This is a genomic window from Hydrogenibacillus sp. N12 (genome assembly GCF_019645935.1).
In the GTDB taxonomy this organism is placed as follows: Bacteria; Bacillota; Bacilli; order Thermicanales; family DSM-22653; genus Hydrogenibacillus; species Hydrogenibacillus schlegelii.
This window is the reverse complement of the sequence record NZ_CP080953.1, coordinates 1-18,943: the sequence shown is the minus strand read 5'-3', so window position 1 is coordinate 18,943 and position 18,943 is coordinate 1. Positions and strand designations below refer to the sequence as shown.

At 66.6% G+C, this 18,943-nt stretch carries 13 protein-coding genes, 2 tRNA genes and 1 pseudogene; 3 read left to right on the top strand and 13 right to left on the bottom strand.

Annotation, left to right across the window (positions count from 1 at the left end; translation table 11 throughout):
- Positions 1-122 precede the first annotated feature (122 nt).
- The gene (locus K2M58_RS00075) at positions 123-428 is read left to right on the top strand and encodes a hypothetical protein (RefSeq protein WP_220677813.1); all 306 of its coding nucleotides are present in this window, start codon (positions 123-125) and stop codon (positions 426-428) included.
- 274 nt (positions 429-702) lie between these two features.
- On the opposite strand, the gene K2M58_RS00070 is transcribed toward K2M58_RS00075, so the two are convergent.
- Positions 703-778: transfer RNA gene (locus K2M58_RS00070), tRNA-Lys, on the bottom strand.
- A 230-nt stretch (positions 779-1,008) separates the two neighbouring features.
- On the opposite strand from K2M58_RS00070, the pseudogene K2M58_RS00065 reads away from it, so the two are divergent.
- A pseudogene (locus K2M58_RS00065) lies at positions 1,009-1,899 on the top strand (phosphate ABC transporter substrate-binding protein); the annotation flags it as partial.
- Positions 1,891-2,271: a copper amine oxidase N-terminal domain-containing protein gene (locus K2M58_RS12450; protein ID WP_252393632.1), complete on the top strand. Its 381-nt coding sequence runs from the start codon at positions 1,891-1,893 to the stop codon at positions 2,269-2,271. The pseudogene K2M58_RS00065 and the gene K2M58_RS12450, both read left to right, overlap by 9 nt.
- 336 nt (positions 2,272-2,607) lie before the next feature.
- Here K2M58_RS12450 and K2M58_RS00060 read toward each other — a convergent pair.
- The 12 genes from K2M58_RS00060 to dnaA all read right to left on the bottom strand — a co-directional run bounded on the left by K2M58_RS00060 (position 2,608) and on the right by dnaA (position 18,943).
- A tRNA-Arg gene (locus K2M58_RS00060) sits at positions 2,608-2,684 on the bottom strand.
- Positions 2,685-2,812: 128 nt separating this feature from the next.
- Positions 2,813-4,081 (bottom strand): serine--tRNA ligase, encoded by a 1,269-nt coding sequence (gene serS, locus K2M58_RS00055; protein WP_220677811.1) that lies wholly within the window; start codon positions 4,079-4,081, stop codon positions 2,813-2,815.
- 143 nt (positions 4,082-4,224) lie between these two features.
- Positions 4,225-4,971, bottom strand: a complete 747-nt coding sequence (locus K2M58_RS00050; RefSeq protein ID WP_220677810.1) for a type 1 glutamine amidotransferase family protein — start codon at positions 4,969-4,971, stop codon at positions 4,225-4,227.
- 29 nt (positions 4,972-5,000) lie between these two features.
- Positions 5,001-6,332: a D-alanyl-D-alanine carboxypeptidase family protein gene (locus K2M58_RS00045; RefSeq protein ID WP_220677809.1), complete on the bottom strand. Its 1,332-nt coding sequence runs from the start codon at positions 6,330-6,332 to the stop codon at positions 5,001-5,003.
- A 102-nt stretch (positions 6,333-6,434) separates the two neighbouring features.
- The gene (guaB, locus tag K2M58_RS00040) at positions 6,435-7,892 is read right to left on the bottom strand and encodes an IMP dehydrogenase (protein ID WP_220677808.1); all 1,458 of its coding nucleotides are present in this window, start codon (positions 7,890-7,892) and stop codon (positions 6,435-6,437) included.
- Between the two features lie 258 nt (positions 7,893-8,150).
- Positions 8,151-9,476, bottom strand: coding sequence for a putative glycoside hydrolase (locus tag K2M58_RS00035; RefSeq protein ID WP_220677807.1), 1,326 nt, complete (start codon positions 9,474-9,476; stop codon positions 8,151-8,153).
- 116 nt (positions 9,477-9,592) lie between these two features.
- Positions 9,593-10,720: an HD-GYP domain-containing protein gene (locus K2M58_RS00030; RefSeq protein ID WP_220677806.1), complete on the bottom strand. Its 1,128-nt coding sequence runs from the start codon at positions 10,718-10,720 to the stop codon at positions 9,593-9,595.
- 21 nt (positions 10,721-10,741) lie between these two features.
- Positions 10,742-13,222 (bottom strand): DNA gyrase subunit A, encoded by a 2,481-nt coding sequence (gene gyrA, locus K2M58_RS00025; protein WP_220677805.1) that lies wholly within the window; start codon positions 13,220-13,222, stop codon positions 10,742-10,744.
- 21 nt (positions 13,223-13,243) lie between these two features.
- Positions 13,244-15,163 carry a DNA topoisomerase (ATP-hydrolyzing) subunit B gene (gene gyrB, locus K2M58_RS00020; protein ID WP_220677804.1) on the bottom strand — a complete coding sequence of 640 codons (1,920 nt, stop codon included), beginning with the start codon at positions 15,161-15,163 and terminating at the stop codon, positions 13,244-13,246.
- Entirely contained in the window at positions 15,160-16,323 is a 1,164-nt protein-coding gene (gene recF / locus K2M58_RS00015) for a DNA replication/repair protein RecF (protein ID WP_220677803.1), read from the bottom strand. The genes gyrB and recF overlap by 4 nt, the downstream gene beginning before the upstream one ends.
- Positions 16,324-16,336: 13 nt before the next feature.
- Positions 16,337-17,461, bottom strand: coding sequence for a DNA polymerase III subunit beta (gene dnaN / locus K2M58_RS00010; RefSeq protein WP_220677802.1), 1,125 nt, complete (start codon positions 17,459-17,461; stop codon positions 16,337-16,339).
- A gap of 120 nt (positions 17,462-17,581) precedes the next feature.
- Positions 17,582-18,943: a chromosomal replication initiator protein DnaA gene (gene dnaA / locus K2M58_RS00005; RefSeq protein ID WP_220677801.1), complete on the bottom strand. Its 1,362-nt coding sequence runs from the start codon at positions 18,941-18,943 to the stop codon at positions 17,582-17,584.

The following is an 18,943-nucleotide window of genomic DNA, read 5'->3' as shown; positions in this document are numbered from 1 at the left end:
AGGACACCCGAAGGGAAGCCTCGCAGAGGGAAGATTGGCGCGCCGACCCAAGCGGGGCTTTCCATGAGGCAAGGAGCCGCTTCTCCCAGCGGTATAAGAGTTACAACACAGATCATATGCTCTTGGTCTTCTATCTCCTTTGGGAAACGGATTCGCTGGTTTTCGAGGCGCCCGTGCGCGTCACGCAGCGGCGCGGCGACGGCCAGTACGTGGCCGAGCTGCTGGTAGAGGAGGGTTCGGTCGCGCGCACCGGCAGCACCCTCTGGCTCATCGAAGCCGGGGAACTGGAGGTTGGGCGCCCGTACCTCATCACGGGCCAGCCCGTCCTCGACCACCGCGCCCGCGACCTGGTCCCGGCGTTCCAGGACGACTGGACCCAGGGGTCCCGGCCGATCATCGAGGTAAAGGAGGTCGAGGAAGGAAAGTAAAATCATTTCCAATTCCGCGACCTCCGGCACGCGTCCACGACGCCGCCCCTCACCCGGCCAGTCATCCGAAGGTGGTTCAGGAACGGCTCGGCCTCTCGAGCATCCAGATTACCCTCGACACGTACTCGCACGTTCTACCAAGCCTGCAGGACAGTCTGATAGATGCAACGTTAAACACTCATCTCTATGACGTCAAAATGGCGGCAGAAGAGCCGGTAAAAAAGAATACCTCCGGAGTGTAACCCCCGGAGGCCTTGATCTTCGCGGTATGTAGTGGTGGGCCATGAGGGACTCGAACCCCCGACACCCTGATTAAGAGTCAGGTGCTCTACCAACTGAGCTAATGGCCCTCGATCGCTCCGCTTGAACGTATCCCATTTTATCACCGACAAGCGGAATATGCAAGATGTATAAATTGCATTATCTGAAGCGGCCTTTGCTTTTACCAAAACTTAACATAAATGTTACGTTTTCTTAATCCGACCTTCAAGCCCCTTTTACACAGGGCTTGTACAATGGCAGCGGATAGGGCATTGAAGCCTGTGAAGGGGAGGGTGGGCGAATGACGTTCAACTCGATCATGCGCCTCTTCATCGCCGGGGCCGTGCTCCTCGCCCCGATGGCCGGAAGCGCGAGCGTCGGGGCCGCTGAAAAAGCGGAGACGGTCCGTGCCGCCGCCGAATTGAGCGGCAAAATCACTGTGGCGGGATCGACCGCCATGCAGCCCCTGGTCGAAGAAGCGGCGAAGCGGTTTATGGCCAAGCACCCGAAGGTTCAGATCACCGTTCAGGGGGGAGGCAGCGGTACCGGCCTGTCCCAGGTCGCCCAAGGAAACATCGACATCGGCAATTCTGACCTGTACGCCGAAGAAAAGCTCAAGCCCGAACAGGCGAAAGATCTCGTCGACCACCAGGTGGCGGTCGTCGCCATGGCGGCCGTCGCGCACCCGGACGTCGGCGTCGATAACCTGACGAAAAAGCAGCTCATCGACATCTTCACCGGCAAGATCACGAACTGGAAGGACGTCGGCGGCAAGAACCAGAAGATTGTCCTCGTCAACCGGCCGGCGAGCTCCGGCACCCGGGCGACGTTCAAGAAATACGCCCTAGACGGCGCTGAGGAGGCCTCCGGCATCGAAGAGGATTCTTCCGGCACGGTGCGGAAGATCGTCGCCGAAACGCCCGGCGCGATCGGCTACCTCGCCCTGTCTTACCTCGACGGAAGCGTCAAGGCCCTGAAGATCGACGGCGTCGCTCCGACAAAGGAAAACGTCGTGACGAACCGCTACAAGGTCTGGGCCTACCAGCACATGTACACCAAAGGCAAACCGACCGGCGTCGTCGCCGCGTTCCTCGATTTCATGCTGAACGATCCGGAGGTCCAAGGTCCAGGCGGCCTGGTGGTCAAATCCGGCTACATCCCGACGACCGACATGCACGTCATGCGCGACCATGCCGGAAACGTGAAAAAGATCGTCGTCTTCCAGGTGGGCAGCCAGGCGTACACGGTCGGCGGCGAGCGGTACTCGATGGAAGCGGCACCGTTCATCGATAAAGACCGCACGTTCGTGCCCATCAGCTTCGCTGCGACGGCCCTCGGCGTGCCGAAGAACAACATCGTTTGGGAACCGAAGGCAAAGACCGTGACGATCACCAAAGGAAATCAGAAGGTGGTCATCAAAATCGACGCCACGACGATGTCGGTCAACGGGGTCAACCGCCCGCTCGACGCGCCAGCGAAAATCGTAAACGGTCGGACGATGGTTCCCATTGCCCAGGTCGCCGAAGCGCTCGGCGTCGAATACAAGTGGGTTCCGGAAACGAAGTCGGTCCGGTTTTGGTGAGCGATCCGAAAAAAGCAGCGATCTAAAAAGCGGGCTCTCGGAAGCCCGCTTTTTTTTCGTTTTGACGGCGGTCCCGATCGGACCCGAATCTCCGATTTCATAACCGGGATGCCCACCGAGCCCGGGCTTGAGCGAAAGATCGACGGAAGCGGCGAGCGCCGGGAGGAGCGCGGAGGCGTGCGCCGCACAAGACCAAGCGGTCCGCACCGGCGAAGCGAACCGAAAATGCGATGCGCTGCGATGATTTTATGTCGGCAAAATGGCGGCAAACGACCAAAAAAAGGACCATACCCCTTAGGGGCATGGCCCGCAATCCCTTTATTGACGCGGTATGTATGGCGGTCCCGAGAGGACTCGAACCTCCGACCCACAGCTTAGGAGGCTGCGGCTCTATCCACCTGAGCTACGGGACCGCGTGAACATCCCCGGCGGACCGCCAGAATCGGATCGGCGGCCGCCGGCTTTTGCCGCTGTGGAGCGCCTTTTGATTATAACACAAACCAAAGCGGCTTGCCAAAAGGAAAACGCCGGATTGGGCGCTCTAACGCCCGATGAAGGACCGCCCCCCCATGTATGGGCGAAGCGCCTCGGGGATGCGAATCGAGCCGTCCTCTTGCTGGTGATTTTCCACGAGGGCGATCAAAATCCGCGGCGAGGCAATCGCCGTATTGTTGAGGGTATGGCAGTATGCCAAAGATCCGTCCGCTTTGCGATACCGAAGTTTGAGACGCCGGGCCTGGAAATCGTGAAACGTCGAACAGGAGTGGGTCTCGCCATAGCCGCCTCGAGACGGCATCCACGTTTCGATGTCGTGCTTCCGCACCTGCCCCTGCCCCATCTCCCCGGTGCACACCTGCACGACGCGATACGGAAGCTCCAGGCGCTGCAAGATGAGCTCGGCGTTTTCCAGGAGTTCGTCGTGCAGGCGTCGGGACATCGCTTCATCGTTCGGACCGATGATCACCTGCTCCACCTTGGAAAACTGGTGCACCCGGTAAAGCCCAAACGTGTCCCGTCCGGCGGATCCGACCTCCCGGCGAAAGCATTCAGAAACGCCGACGTACCGCTTCGGAAGCTCCTCTTCCCGAAGGATCTCGTCGTAGTGAAAGGCGGCCAGGGAGACTTCCGCCGTCCCGATGAGGTACTTGTCATCGGTTTCACAGTGGTACGCCTGTTCTTCGCCGAGGGGGAAATACCCCGTCCCTTCCAGGGCGAAGCCGTTGACGAGGACTGGCACGGCCATCGGCGTAAAGCCCCGCTCGGCCAGGAGATCCAGCGCCAGCCGCTGCACGGCCAGATGCAGGCGCAGTCCATCGCCCATGAGGTAGTACGACCGGCTGCCGGCCACTTTGACGCCCCGCTCGACGTCGACCATGCCGTGCAGCGTCATGAGCTCGATGTGGTTCTTCGGCGGAAAGGAAAAGGCGGGCGGCGTTCCGACGCGGCGGATTTCGACGTTGTCTTCCTCCGACGTCCCGATCGGCGTATCCGGCGACGGAACGTTGGGCACCCGGAGCATGAGCGCCCGCCACTCCGCCAAAACCGCATCGAGCCGGGCCTCAAGCGTCTTGATCTCTTCCCCGATCGCCCGCGTCCGTTCGATCAGCGTTGTCTTTTCTTCGCCGGTCAAGGATTTGACCCGCTTCGAATTTTCGTTGCGCTCGTGTTTCAGTCGTTCGACGGCCTGGATGAGGGACCGCCGCTCGTTGTCGACGTGAATCAGCCGATCGATGTCGACGTCGATCCCCTTCATCCGCGCCGCTTCTTTGACCGCATCGACGTTTTCCCGGATAAACTGAATATCCAGCAATCGCCTTCCGCCCCTTGACCGCTATGGTCTTTCTCGCGCCCCGCTCGCCCCCATAAGGCCTTCCCGGGGCAAAACCGCCCACCGATCCGAAAACGCCGGCGCCTGTGCCCGCCGGACGGCACACGGCTTCGGCCCGGCCCGCTTTAGCCGATCCGAGCGCCGGCCTCGAGCTCCCGCACGAAGGCCAAAAACGGCGCCGGATCGTCGGCCCACTCCGGGGAAAACGCCGTCAGCCAAAAGCCATCCCAGTCGAGAAAGACGATGTGCTCGCCCCACTTGCCGATGCGGCGAAGCTTTCCGGCGTCGTCGCGATAGGCCTCCGCCGGAAAGGCCGGTGCCCGCAAAAACGGCGCCAGATAGTCCTCCGCCACCCCCGGCAGGCTCAGGCGGACGAGGAAACAGGCCGAGCGGTCTGCCGGCGATCGAAGCGGCTCCGGCCGGGCCGCAAGGGGAAAATGGCGCCAGAGCGGCGGGACGGTCCCGCCGCCGGACGCCCCGATCGGTGCGTGCCCGGAGGATCCGCCTGCGGCAGCGCCGATGCTGTCGCTGGAAGCCGCTTTGCCGCCGGAAACGAAAAGGAGCGTCGACGGCCCCATCGCCCAAAGCCGCCCGCCCGAAGCCCAATACCGCTCGAGCATCGCTGGCCATTCTCTTTCCAGCATGACCCGGAGCAGGTGCGGCTCGGCGCTCGGGATCACGAGGGCACCGACGTCCGAAAGCGCCTCCGGTCGGCGGATGAGCCGCACCGACGCGCCGGCGGCCAAAAGCCGCGCCGCCGCCGTTCCGAACGCGCCCGCCAGTGCCAGAACGCCGACGGCGACCATGTCGATCCCCCCAGCGTCGCCGGTCTTCCGGGCGGAAAGCCTGTCCCGCTCCCGCCTGCCTGCCATGGGCTTCCTTCCCGTGATGCGCTTCGCGGTTATTGTAGCAGATGGGGAAGCAGGGCGGCAAGGGACGGCTCGGCGCCGGAGGCCCCCAGCCCGCCGGTGATGCGGCCGAAGAGGCGGCCGATCCAGTCGAAGATCGCCCGGAAGAAAAGCTGGAACGCGCCGGCCCGGGGCACGTCCGCTTCGGCGACGAGCGAGACGGCCGCCGCTTCGGCGTAGGCGGCGGCGAGGTACGGGAGATCCGGCTGCTCAAGGCGGACGATCCCGACCCGATCGCCGGCCTTGACCGGCGCTTCCGGCGGCGGGCCGAGCTCAGCGCTGAGCTTCGGCCCATCGCCGCCGTCGGCGACGACGTCGACGGCGTCCTCGCCGAGGACGAGCGGCACCGAAGGGATTTTGCCTTTTTGCACTTCGATGGCCGGCGCCTCCGGAAGCCGATCGCCCTTTCGGGCCACCGTCTCGTATCGAAAATGGGAAAAGCCGTAATCAAACAGCTTCCGGGCGGCTTCAAAGCGGCCCTTTTCCGATTCGGCGCCGATGACGACGGCGACGAGGCGCATGTCCCCTCGTTTGGCCGTCGCGGTGATGGAAAATTTGGCCGCCTCGGTGTGGCCGGTCTTGAGCCCGTCGGTGCCCTCGTAAGCGTACGGGAGCCCCGGCAGCAGCCAGTTCCAGTTGATCATCTCCAGGGGATTGGCTTCCCCTTCGCGAAACGTCTTTTTCGGAATGGAGGTAAACTGAAGCACTTCCGGATGGTCCCGAAGGAGCGCCATCCCCAGGAGGGCGGCGTCCCGCGCCGACATCGTCTGTTCGCCCGGGACGTTCGGCCGATACGGGCCGAGCTCATCTTCCGGGTAGCCGGTGGCGGTGACGAAGTGGGTGTGGGTAAGGCCCAGGGCCCGCGCTTTTTCGTTCATCCGCTCGACGAACGCCGTCTCCGTTCCGGCGACCGCCTCCGCCAGGGCGACCGTCGCGTCGTTGGCCGAATAGATGGCCATCGCCTCAAACAGTTCTCGGACCGTCCGCTTCTCGCCGGCGTTCAAAAATACGCGGCTCCCGGCATGTTTTCCCAGGAAATAAACGGTGTCGCTGGCGGTGATGACGTCGTCCCAGCGGAGCTTCCCCGCCTGGATCGCCTCGAGGACGAGGTACTCGGTCATCATCTTGGTCATGCTGGCCGGCGGATAGGGCGTGTCGATGTTCGCGTCGGCGTACAGCACCCGCCCCGTCTTCGCGTCGACGAGGAGGGCCGAGCGAACGTCGAGCTTCAGGTCGTCCTGACGGGCCTGGGCGGGCACGCCCATCTGGACCCAGAGAACGAGGCCGATGAGAACGGCAAGGGCCAACCGTCGGGCCGTGCGCACTGCTCTCCCCCGCTTTCCAAGTCGATCTCTTCGATGCATCCCCGGCGGCTTCGAGACCGACAAAACCGCCGCGGCACCAGCCGCGGCGGTCCGTCGCCGCCGTTAGCGCAGACTGTAGTTCGGCGCTTCTTTCGTGATGACGATGTCGTGGGGATGGCTTTCGATCAGGCCGGCGTGCGTGATCTGGACGAACTGGGTCTCTTCTTTGAGCGTCCGGAGATCCGGCGCGCCGGCATAGCCCATGCCGGACCTAAGCCCGCCGACGAGCTGGTAGAGGATGTCCGCCACCGGCCCTTTGTACGGCACCCGTCCTTCGACGCCTTCCGGGACGTACTTCGACATGCCGCCCTGGAAATACCGCTCCGCGCCGCCGGCCTTCATCGCGCCGAGCGACCCCATGCCCCGGTACGTCTTAAAGCGCCGGCCCTGGTAGATCTCTTCCTCACCGGGGCTTTCGGCGGCTCCGGCGAGAAGCGAACCGAGCATGACGGCGTCGGCGCCGGCGGCGATGGCTTTGACGATGTCGCCGGAATATTTGATGCCGCCGTCGGCGATGATCTGCTTGCCGAGGCGCCGGGCGACGGTCGCCGCCTGGTAGACGGCGGTGATCTGCGGCACGCCGACGCCGGCAACGACCCGGGTCGTGCAGATGGAGCCCGGGCCGACGCCGACCTTGACGACGTCGGCGCCGGCCCGAAAGAGCGCTTCGGCGCCCTCGGCGGTGGCGATGTTGCCGGCGATGAGCGTCACCTCCGGAAAGGCCTCCTTGAGCATCCGGACCGTCTCCAGCACCGCCTGGGCGTGGCCGTGCGCCGTGTCGACGACGAGGGCATCGGCGCCGCTTGCGACCAGGGCTTCCGCCCGTTCGAGGGCGGATTTCCCGACGCCGACGGCGGCGGCGACGAGGAGCCGACCGGCGGCGTCTTTAGCGGCGTTCGGGTACTGGATCGCTTTTTCGATGTCTTTGATCGTGATGAGCCCTTTGAGCCGCCCTTCGGCGTCGACGAGGGGCAGTTTTTCGATCTTATGCTGCCGGAGGATCCCCTCCGCCTCGGCGAGGGTCGTTCCGACCGGGGCGGTGATGAGGGGCTCCTTCGTCATCACCTCGGCGACGGGACGGTCCATGTTGCGCTCGAAGCGGAGGTCCCGGTTGGTGATGATGCCGACGAGCTTCCCCGATCGCTCGACGATCGGCACGCCGGAGATGCGATATTTGCTCATAATCGCCTCGGCGTCGGCGAGCGTCGCGTCCGGGTAGAGGTAAAACGGGTCCGTGATGACGCCGGCTTCCGAGCGCTTGACCCGATCGACTTCTTCCGCCTGCCGCTCGATTGACATGTTTTTGTGGATGACGCCAAGGCCCCCCTCCCGGGCCATGGCGATGGCCATCGCCGACTCCGTCACCGTGTCCATCGCCGCGCTCAGGATCGGGATCGAAAGCTTGAGCTTCCCGAGCTCGGTCGACGTGTCGACCTCGGACGGGAGGACGCTCGAGGCGCGGGGGACGACGAGGACGTCATCAAACGTGAGGGCGACGGGACCGAATTTGGCTTCCCACACGAAGTCGTCCTCCTTTTTGTTCGGGGCCTCGCTTTCGGGCGAACGGCGTTCGTTCGCCCTTCTTCCGTTCGCCCTTTCCTCTCCGCCGGAGGCGCTCAGAAATCCGTTCGCGCGGGTGGATCCTCCGGACGGACCTCGGATTTGGCGCCAGTGTATCACCGGCCCGTCCGAGCGTCAAGCCGAAGAAAAGCAGAAAAAAGGCGAAAAAGCTGGCGTTCCTGTGGCTCACCGGAACCGCGGGGCCGGGGCGCCGCGACCTTAGCGGAAGTACGCCGCCTCGTAGCGGTTGGCCGGGTCCCAGAGAAGGTACGAACGGATGCCGGCCGCCTCGCCGGCGGTGATCTGGGACTTGACCTCGGCGGGACCGTACGGCATCCAGTTCCCTTTTCCGAGCCATGGCGCGGAAAACGCTTGGTACCACGGCCGGACGGCGGCGGGACGGTAGCCAGCGGCGCGTAGGGCGGCATCTTTTCGGGCGGCATCTTGGAGCCCGGCGGCGATGATCGCCGCCGGGGCGAGATCCGGCTTCGGCACGCCGTACGAGCCCGGCGCATAATGCGACGGGTACATCATCGGCGAGATGACGTCGACCCGCGGCGAGATGAGCTCCCATTTTTGCCCGATGTCCATGTCGTCGGCGACCGTCGTCACGAGGCCGAAAACGTCGGCGGAAAGAAACACGGGATACGGTCGGAGCCGCTCCCGGACGGATGCGATATAGTCGGCGACCACCTCCGCCTTCGACCGGCCATCCGGGTTGGCGTAGCGGACGAGCCGATCGACGACGACTCCGTTTTCCGGAAAACGGACGTAGTCGAGCTGGATTTCCTGAACGCCTTTTTCGGCGAGTTCGACGGCGATGTCGGCATTGTACGCCCAGACCGGCTTCTGGTAGGCGTCGATCCAGGCGATGCCTTTGGCGTCGCGATAGAGGCCCCCTTCTTTCAGCCGAAGCGCCCACTCGGGCCGCGCCGTCGCCAGAAGCGGGTCCTTAAACGAGACGAGCCGGGCGATGACGTAAACGTTCCGCTCGTGAAGGGCGTCCAAAAGGCCGTCGAGGTCGGGAATCATCCGCTCTCGGTCGGCGCCGACCGTCCGGGCCAGGGGGACGTCGGTCCGGTACGTGATCCGGCCGCGATCTTCCTTGACGTCGATGACGACGGCATTCACGAGCCCCTGGTCGATCAGGGCGAGGATGTCGGCCATCTTCGGGCCGCCGGCGGTCCAGCCGGTGACGTAGACCCCCCGGACGGCGTACGGGATGCGAAGGCGCCGGATCGTCTCGAAATTTTCGCCGTTCCAGGCGCTGGCCGTAACCGGCGCCGGCGACGGGCCGGCGGTCGGCGGCCGATCGGGCGCAAGCGCCGGCAAACTCGGTTCGGGTGCAAGCGCCGGCAAACTCGGTTCGGGTGCAAGCGCCGGCAAACTCGGCGCCTCATGGGCCGATTTCGAATCGATTTCGGACGCCGCCCGCCCGCCCGAAACATTAAGGGCCGTCAGGGCGGCCGGGATGCCCGCGGCGGCGAAAACGAGGACGATGAGCCGGATGCGCCGGATGGCGCGACCAATCGAACCGCCCTCCATCGGAGCCCCTCCTCGTTTGACCTTCCCCATGCCGGCGCGAAGGGGATGGATCTTTCGCCGGCGAAACGCCCGACGCTCCGCCGCCCGCGGGGCCCGTTTCGGCCGGCGCCCTCGCCTCAACCGCCCGCCTCGTCCGGCGGATCGACCGCGACGACGTCCGGGAGCGCCGACAGGGGGAGGAGGGCCCCGTCCGCCTCCAGCTCCCAAAGGAGCGGACGAGCGGCGTCGACGCGCAAAAGCCGGGCCGACCGCCCGTCGGCGAACCGCACCGTGGTGCCGGCCGGAAGCCGGCGGATCGACTCGAGCATCGCCTGCCGGAGGGCGAGGTCGTAGGCGGCGCTGGCGGCGATCTCCGACACGATCGTCCACCACGATTTGGCCGGCCGGTACGGCCGGGCGCTCGCCCCGGCGGCGAGGCTGTCGGCGGCGGCGACGATCCGGACGAGGAGCGGAATGCGCTCGCCGGGCAGGCCGGACGGATAGCCGGAGCCGTTCATCCGCTCGTGATGGAGAAGCGCCGCAAGGGCCGCTTCCGGAGACAGGCCGAGGCGGCCCTTCAGCCGCTCGTAGCCGAGGGCGGTGTGCCGCTCCATGTCTCGGCGCTCCTCCGGCGCATAGACGCCCGGATGCCGGAGAAGGCGCGGCGGGAGGCGCCACATGCCGACATCGGCCAATAGCCCGGCGAGCGCCACCTGCATCACCTCGCCGTCGGCCAGGCCGAGGAGCCGGGCGAGCGCGGCGGCCAGCCGGCCGACCGAAAGGGCGTGGACGGCAAGCCGCTCCGCCGGGTCTTCCGCCGCTTCCGGGCGAACCCGAACGAGGCGAACCCAGGCCGTTGGCCGGGCGTCTTCCGCGAACCACGACCGGACGATCGCCCGGAGGTCGGCGATCGGCGGCGGCGCCCCGAGGGCCGTCCGCCGGAGGGCGCCTTCGACCGCCGCCCGCCACGCGCCTTCGTGCGCCGGCGCCGGGGGCCGCGGCGTCTCCGGCGGCCGGTCCGCCGGGGGACGGACGCCCTCCGCCGTTCGGACCGAGGCCGACGCCGGCCGGCCGGCGGCAGCCCGAGCTGGCGCCGCCCCGGGCTCTTCATCGACCTCGACGGCGGTGACGCCGAAAGCGCGGAGATAAGCAACGTCGCTTTCTTCAAGGCGTCGGCCGGCGGAAAGGAGCCGGCCGCCGTCCGGGAGCTCCACCGGCCGGGCGAGCACCCGGCCGACGATCTCCGGCCCGACGACAAGGCGCATCGTCTCCCCTCCCGTCTCCGATCACGTCTCGTCGGCGGCGTCGTCCGCGACCCGGGCAAACGCCGCCACCTTCCCGCCGCCGTCCAGGCGCATGAGGCGGACGCCTTGGGCGTCCCGGCCCATGACGGGGATCTCCGCCGCCGGCACCCGGATGACGACGCCTCCTTCGTCGACGACGAGGAGGTCGTCGTCGTCCCGGACGACGGCGACGCCGACGACCCGGCCCGTCTTCGGGCCCCGGCGGATCGTCCGCACGCCGCGGCCCCCCCGGGCCTGCAGGCGAAACTCCGAAAGCGGCGTCCGCTTGCCGTAGCCGTGCTCCGTGACGACGAGGAGCGTCCCTTCCTCCGCGCCGGCGGGGAGGACGGCGGCGCCGACGACGGCGTCGCCGTCCACAAGGTCGATCCCCTTGACGCCGGCGGCGGTTCGCCCCATCGGCCGGACGTCGGCGACGGAAAAGCGGATGCCGAGGCCGTTTTGCGTGCCGAGGATCACCTCGTCCCGGTCGTCGGCCGGCCGGACGGCGACGAGGGCGTCGTCCTCCCGGAGGGTGAGGGCGATGAGGCCGCCGCGGCGAATGGTCTGAAATTCCCGAAGCGGCGTCCGTTTGACGAGGCCGTCCCGGGTGACGAACAAAAGCGCCCGCTCTTCTTCCGCGTCGGTCCGAAGGCCGACGACGGCGGCGACTTTCTCCTCAGGGAGGAGCGGGAGCAGATTCACGAGGGCGGTCCCGCGGGCCGTCCGGCCGGCTTCGGGGACGTCGTACGCCCGCAGGCGGTAGACCCGGCCGCGGTCGGTGAAAAAGAGGACCGTGTCGTGCGCCCGGACGGTGACGACGTGTCGGACGACGTCGTCGGCCTTCATGCCCATGCCGATGACGCCCCGGCCGCCCCGGCGCTGGCTCCGGTACGTCGCCGCCGGCACCCGCTTGATGTAGCCGCCGTCGGTGAGGCTGATGACGACCGGCGCGTCGTCGACGAGATCTTCGTCGGAGATCCCGCCGTCTTCGTCGACGATTTTTGTCCGGCGCTCGTCGCCGTAGCGGGCCTTGATCTCAAGGAGTTCCTCCCGGATGACGCCGTCTAGGGCCTTCGGATCGGCGAGGATGTGCCGGTGGCGGGCGACGTCCGCCTCGAGCCTCTCCCGCTCCTCGGCGAGCCGCTCGATCGAAAGGCCCGTGAGCTGCTCGAGGCGCATGTCGAGGATCGCCTTGGCCTGGGCTTCGGTAAAGCCCATCGGCACGTCCCGGTCGCCCAGCCGGTAGGTCGGCGCCATGAGATTCCGAAGCGCCTCATCCCGGGTCCGGGCGGCACGGATCGGGCCGCGTCGGTCGACGAGATCGTCGACGATGTCGATCGCCTTCATCAGGCCGTGGACGACCTCCAGCCGGGCTTCGGCCTTGGCGAGGTCATGGGCCGTCCGGCGCCGAACGACGTCCCGCTGGTGAGCGAGGTAGTAGAGAAGCGCCTCCTTGAGCGTGAGCACCTCCGGCCGGCCATCGACGAGGGCGAGCATGAGGACGCCGAACGACGTCTGAAGGGCGGTGTGCTTAAAGAGGTGGTTCAGGACGACGTGGGGGTTTGCGTCCCGTCGAAGCTCGATGACGATCCGGACGCCTTCCCGGTCCGACTCGTCCCGGAGGTCGCTGATGCCCTCGAGCCGCTTGTCCCGGACGAGCTCGGCGATCCGTTCGATGAGGCGCGCCTTGTTGACGAGGTACGGGATCTCCTGGACGATGAGCCGCGTCCGGCCCCCCTCGACATCGATGGCGACCTTCGCCCGGACGACGATCGAGCCTTTGCCGGTAAGGTAGGCCTCTTCGATGCCCTTTCGGCCGAGGATGAGGCCGCCGGTCGGAAAGTCCGGCCCCTTCACGAAGCGAAGGAGCGCCCGGCCGTCGGCCTCCGGATGATCGAGGAGAAAGACGGCGGCGTCGATGAGCTCTCCCAGGTTGTGCGGCGGAATGTTCGTCGCCATGCCGACGGCGATGCCGCTCGCGCCGTTGGCGAGGAGATGCGGAAAACGGGCCGGGAGGACGACCGGCTCCCTGTGGCGACCGTCGTAGTTGTCCTGAAAGTCGACGGTGTCCTTTTGAATGTCCCGAAGGAGCTCCATCGCCAGCGGCGAGAGGCGCGCCTCGGTGTAGCGCATCGCCGCGGCGCCGTCGCCGTCGATCGAGCCGAAGTTCCCTTGGCCGTCGACGAGGGGGTAACGATAGGAAAAATCTTGCGCCATCCGCACCATCGCGTCGTAGACGGCGGCGTCGCCGTGGGGGTGATATTTTCCGAGGACGTCGCCGACGATGGCGGCGGACTTCCGGTACGGTTGGTCCGGCGTCATGCCGGCTTCAAGCATCGCGTAGAGGATCCGCCGGTGGACGGGCTTGAGCCCGTCCCGGACGTCGGGGAGCGCCCGGCTGACGATGACGCTCATCGCGTAATCGATGAAGGCGCTCTTCATCTCTTCGGTGATGTTCACTTCGCGGATGCGCTCCGGCAGCATCGGTGGCCTCCTCGGTGCCGTTTACACGTCCAGGTTCCGGACGAAGGCGGCGTGTTCCTGGATGAACTGCCTCCGGGGTTCGACCCGCTCGCCCATGAGGAGCTCAAACACCCGCTCCGCCTCCCGGGCGTCGGTGAGCTCGACCTTGAGGAGAATCCGCGCTTTCGGGTCCATCGTCGTCTCCCAGAGCTGTTCGGCGTTCATCTCGCCCAACCCTTTATAGCGCTGAATCGTGATCTCGCCCCGGCCTCCGAGCTCCCGCTTGATCCGCTCCATTTCGGCGTCGTCGTAGGCGTAGCGGACCGTCTTCCCCCGCTGCAGCCGGTAGAGCGGGGGCTGGGCGATGAAGATGTGCCCCCGCTCGATGAGGGGCCGCATGTGCCGGTAGAAAAACGTCAGGAGAAGCGTCCGGATGTGGCTTCCGTCGACGTCGGCGTCGGTCATGATGATGATCTTGTGGTAGCGGAGTTTGCCGAGGTCGAGGTGCTCGCCGATGCCGGTGCCGATCGCCGTGACGAGGGCGCGGATCTCTTCGTTGGCGAACACCTTCTCGTCCCGGGCTTTCTCGACGTTGATGATCTTTCCCCGGATGGGAAGGATCGCTTGGGTCCGGCGGTCCCGGCCGAGCTTCGCGGAGCCGCCGGCGGAGTCGCCCTCGACGATAAACAGTTCGCTTTCCTCCGGGTCGCGGCTCGCGCAGTCGGCGAGCTTTCCGGGGAGGCTCGTGATCTCGAGGGCGCCTTTCCGCCGGGTGAGCTCCCGGGCCCGGCGGGCCGCCTCCCGGGCCCGGGCGGCGAGGAGGGCTTTTTCCACGATCCGGCGGGCGACGGTCGGGTGTTCTTCCAGGTACGTGGCGAGCTTTTCGTAGATGAAGGCCTCGACTTGGGTCCGAGCCTCGCTGTTCCCGAGGCGGGTTTTCGTCTGGCCTTCGAACTGCGGCTCGATGAGGCGCAGGCTCAAGACCGCCACCAGCCCTTCCCGGACGTCTTCGCCGATGAAGTTCGCCTCGTTGTCCTTAAGAATCCCCCCGCGGCGGGCGTAATCGTTGATCGCCCGGGTGAGGGCGGCCTTGAGGCCGCTTTCGTGGGTGCCCCCTTCGGTCGTCGGGATGTTGTTTACGTACGATCGGAGGATCGTCTGGTCGCCATCGACGTACAGGAGGGCGGCTTCAATTTCCATTTTCTCCCTGGCGCCTTCGAAGTGGAGCGGCGGCGTAAGCGCCGTCTGGCCTTCCGCAAGGCGCTCGACGAAGGCCGCCAGGCCGCCGGCGTAGACGAACGTCTCGTCCCGACCGGTCCGCTCGTCGACGAGGCGGAACGTGACGCCGCGGTTCAAAAAGGCGAGTTCCTCGAGCCGTTCGGCGAGGACGTCGGCGTCGAAGGCGACCGTCTCTTTGAAAATCTCCGGGTCCGGGAGGATCGTCACCCGGGTGCCGGTCTCCCCCGGCGGGACGTCGCCGATCCGCTCGAGGGGCCCTTGAGGGACGCCGCGGCGGTAGCGCTGCCGGTAGCGGCCGCCGTCTTTTTTCACTTCGACCTCGAGCTCGAGCGAAAGCGCGTTGACGACGGAGATGCCGACGCCGTGCAGGCCGCCGGACACCTTGTAACCGCCGCTTCCGAATTTGCCGCCGGCGTGGAGGACGGTGAGCACCGTCTCGACGGTGGACTTTCCCGTCTGGGGATGGATGCCGACCGGGATGCCGCGGCCGTTGTCGACGACGGTGAGGCGGCCGTCCCGGTGGACGGTCACCTCGATCCGGTCGGCGTGGCCGTTCATCGCCTCGTCGACGGAGTTGTCGACGATCTCCCAGACGAGGTGGTGGAGCCCCCGGGCATTCGTCGAACCGATGTACATCCCGGGGCGCCGCCGGACGGCGTCCAGGCCTTCCAGCACTTGAATGTCCGCTTCGGTGTAACGAAGGCCGGCATCGTGGCTCGTCATCCGCGTTCCTCCTGCCCGTCTCCATCGGCCGCGCCGCCCGGCGGTGCCGTCCGGACGGCGCCGGCGGTGACGGAAAAAAGTTGCGCCCTCGGCCGGAGGGCTTCAAGCCCCCGGCGGTCGGCGACGGTGAGAAACGCCTGGCCCTGTTCACCGAGGAGGGAGAGAAACGCCCGCTGCCGCCGCTCGTCCAGCTCCGAAAGGACGTCGTCCAAGAGGACGACCGGGGCTTCGCCGGTCCACGCCTCGGCGACCCGGGCGGCGGCGAGCTTGAGGGCCAGGGCGATGCTCCGGCGCTGCCCCTGGGAGGCGTGGCCTTCCGCCGGGTGGCCGTCCAAGGCGATGGTGAGGTCGTCCCGGTGGGGGCCGGTGAGCGTCTGTCGGCGGCGGACGTCCGTCGCCCGCCCCGCTTCGAAGCGCTTGAGGAGGGCCGTCCGAAGGGCCGCCTCGTCGCCGGCGAGCGGAGCGCCGGCGAGGCCGCTTCCGCTGACATATTCCAGGCGAAGCGCTTCCCGGCCCCCGGCGAGGGCCCGATAGGCCGCCTCGGCGTAGGGCCGGAGGTGGTCGACGAAGCGGGCCCGCGCCCGGACGATCGGGGCGGCGCTTTCGGCGAGGAGCGGGTCGTACGCCTCGAGGAGGCGCCCAAGGGTCGCCGGATCGCCGTCGCTTTTCAGCAGCCGATTGCGCTGCAGCAATATTTTATGATAACGCGATAAATGATACAAATAACGCGGCCACCGTTGGCTGAGCTCGAGATCAAAAAACCGCCGGCGGACGGCCGGCGGGCCGCCGACGAGCTCGACGTCGTCGGGGACGAAGAGGACGATCCCCAGTCGGCCGACGAAGTCCGCGAGGCGCGGAACGGGCAGGCCGCCGGCCCGGGCGGTCTTTTCCTCGCCGACGAGGCGGAGCTCCAGCGTCTCCCGACCCCGGGCCGTCTCTACCTCCGCCCGGAGCAAGGTTTCCCGGGTGCCCCACATCCGCCACGCGGCGTCCCGGGCGGCGCGGAACGACTTGCCGAGGGCGAGGAGGGCGATCGCTTCGATGAGGTTCGTCTTGCCGGCGCCGTTTTCGCCGTAGAAGATGACCGTCCCCGGCCCGAAGGCGAGGTCGGCGCTCCGGATGTTGCGAAACTGTCGGAGGATGAGCCGCCGGACGATCACGCCGAACCCCCGCTCAGCCGGTTTTGACCGGCACGATGAGGTTCAAGGGATGCGATGCGCCGGCCGCCCGGACGACGAACGGCGACAGCGCTCCGTTGGCGCCGAATTCGACGGCGTCGGCCGGGAGGTGCTTGAGGGCGTCGAGGAGGAAGCGGGCGTTGAACCAGAGGGTGATCGGCTCGCCGCTTCGCTCTCGCACGGCGAGTCGTTCGCTGAAGCGGCCGAGCTCCGGGTGGACGGTAAACAGCTCCGCCTCCGGTCCGTCGCCCAGGGTCAGGCGGACCGTCTGGTTGCGGTTATACTGGGCGATGACGTACGCCCGGTCGAGGGCCTCCACGAGCGCCGTCCGGTCGAAGACGGCCCGCGTTTTCGTCGCGTCCGGGATGAGCATCCGCGTATCCGGGTAGGCGCCGGCAAGGAGCCGGAAGTAGACGGTGTAGCGGGAAGCCTCGACGATGAGGGTCCGCTCGCCGAGGGCGAGGCGGAGGGGGGCGTCTTCGTCTTCGTCTTCGAAGAGGCCGAGGACGTCCTGCACGCTTTTGCCTGGGACGACGAGGCGGCCTTCGGCGCCGGCCTCGGCGAGGGCCAGGCGGCTCTGTGCCAGCCGGTGGCTGTCTGTGGCGGTGGCGGTGATCACGCCGCCTTCGGCGACAAGCTCGACGCCCTTTAGGATCGGCCGCGTCTGGTCGGTGGCGACGGCGAAGAGGACCTGGCGGAAGAGGGCCGCCAGCCGCTCGCCGGTGAGGTGCCACTTCGTTTCCGCCGGCTCGTCGGGAAGCCGGGGGAATTCTTCGGGCGGAAAGCCGTGGACGGTGACCTCCAGGGCACCGGCGCGAAAGACGGCGCTCGCGCCCTCCGCCTCGACGTCGATCGGCCCAGACGGAAGCTTTCGGATGAGCTCGTGGGCGAGCTTCGCCGGGAGGACGACGGCACCGGGGGCGTAGACGGCGTTTTTTTCCGCCTCGAGGGGAAGGCGCTGGACGAGGGTGTAGTCGTCGTTCGTCGTGACGAGCTCCAGCGTTTCGTCGAGGCGGACGAGGACGCCGGAGAGGATCGGCATCGTCGTCCGCGTCTCGATGCTTCGGGCGGCCGTCTGCAGCCCGTCGAGGAGGGTTCGGTGGTCGATCGTGGCGCGCATCGCGATCCTCGCTTTCTCTTTCTTTAGGGTATCGGTGTCGTCGCCGCCGTCTTCATCAGGGCTGTGGATATGTGGAAAAGGGCCGTGGATAACCGATTCGCCCGGCGGCAGGCTGTGGATTCAGCCGTCGACCGGCTTGGGGCGGGCTGTGAATACGCTCAGGCGCTCGTGGATTTCCCGGAGCGCCCGGGCCAGTTCGGCGTCCGCTTCTTTTTGGGCGGCGATCTTTTCGCACGCATGGAGCACCGTCGTGTGGTCGCGGCCGCCGAACTCCTGGCCGATCTTCGGCAGCGACAGGGCGGTGAGCTCTCGGGTGAGGTACATCGCCACCTGTCGGGGCAGGACGACGTCCTTGCTGCGCTTTTTGCTTTTCAGCGCCTCCGGCGGGACGCCGTAATAGTCGGCGACGACCTTTTGGATGTCGAAGACGGTGAGCGGTTTGGTATTTTTTTGCGCGATCAGGTCCTTGAGCGCCTCTTCCGCCAGCGGCACGTCGATGTCCCGTCGGACGAGGGAGGCGTAGGCGATGACTCGGATGAGGGCGCCCTCAAGCTCCCGAATGTTGGTGCTCACCTGGGCGGCAATGTACGTGAGCACGTCGGGGTCAAGGGAAAGCCCCTCGGCCCGGGCCTTCCGGTGAAGAATGGCGATGCGGGTCTCGAGGTCCGGCGGCTGGATGTCGGTGATGAGCCCCCACTCGAAGCGGGAGCGGAGGCGGTCTTCGAGCGTCGGGATGCTTTTCGGCGGTCGGTCGCTCGTGATGACGATCTGCTTGTTCGCTTCGTGGAGCGTATTGAAGGTGTGAAAGAATTCTTCCTGCGTCTGTTCTTTGTTGGCGAGAAATTGAATGTCGTCGATGAGGAGGAGGTCGACGCTCCGGTATTTCTGGCGAAACGCTTCCGGGGAGTTGTCCCGGATGGCGTAGATGAACTCGTTGGTGAATTTTTCCGCCGAGAGGTAGACGACCTTGAGGTGGGGGTGGTGGCGCCGGACGTAGTGGCCGATGGCGTGCATGAGGTGGGTTTTGCCGAGGCCGACGCCGCCGTAGATGAAGAGCGGGTTGTAGGACCGGGCCGGCCGCTCGGCGACGGCGAGGGCGGCGGCATGGGCGAAGCGGTTGCCGTTGCCGACGACGAACGTCTCGAAGACGTACTTCGGATTGAGGGGATCGGAGGCGCCGGCGGAAGGGGCCGGCGGGGCGGCTGGCGGAGCGGTCCACTCGTCTTCGGTTACGATGGAGAGGCGGTACGGCCGGCCGGCGACGTCGGCGAGGAGGTCGGCGAGGTAGCCGGTGTAGTGGTCCTGGAGCCAGCCTTTGATGAACGCATTTGGCGTGATGATTATGAAATGATCGTCATCTTTGGCCGCGGCGCGCGTCTCGCCGAACCACGTGTCGAAACTCGGTTTGCTGATTCGGTTCTTCAGGCGCTCGAGGACGCGATTCCACAGTTCTTGCGCCCGGACCGACGTCTCTGGCGGCAT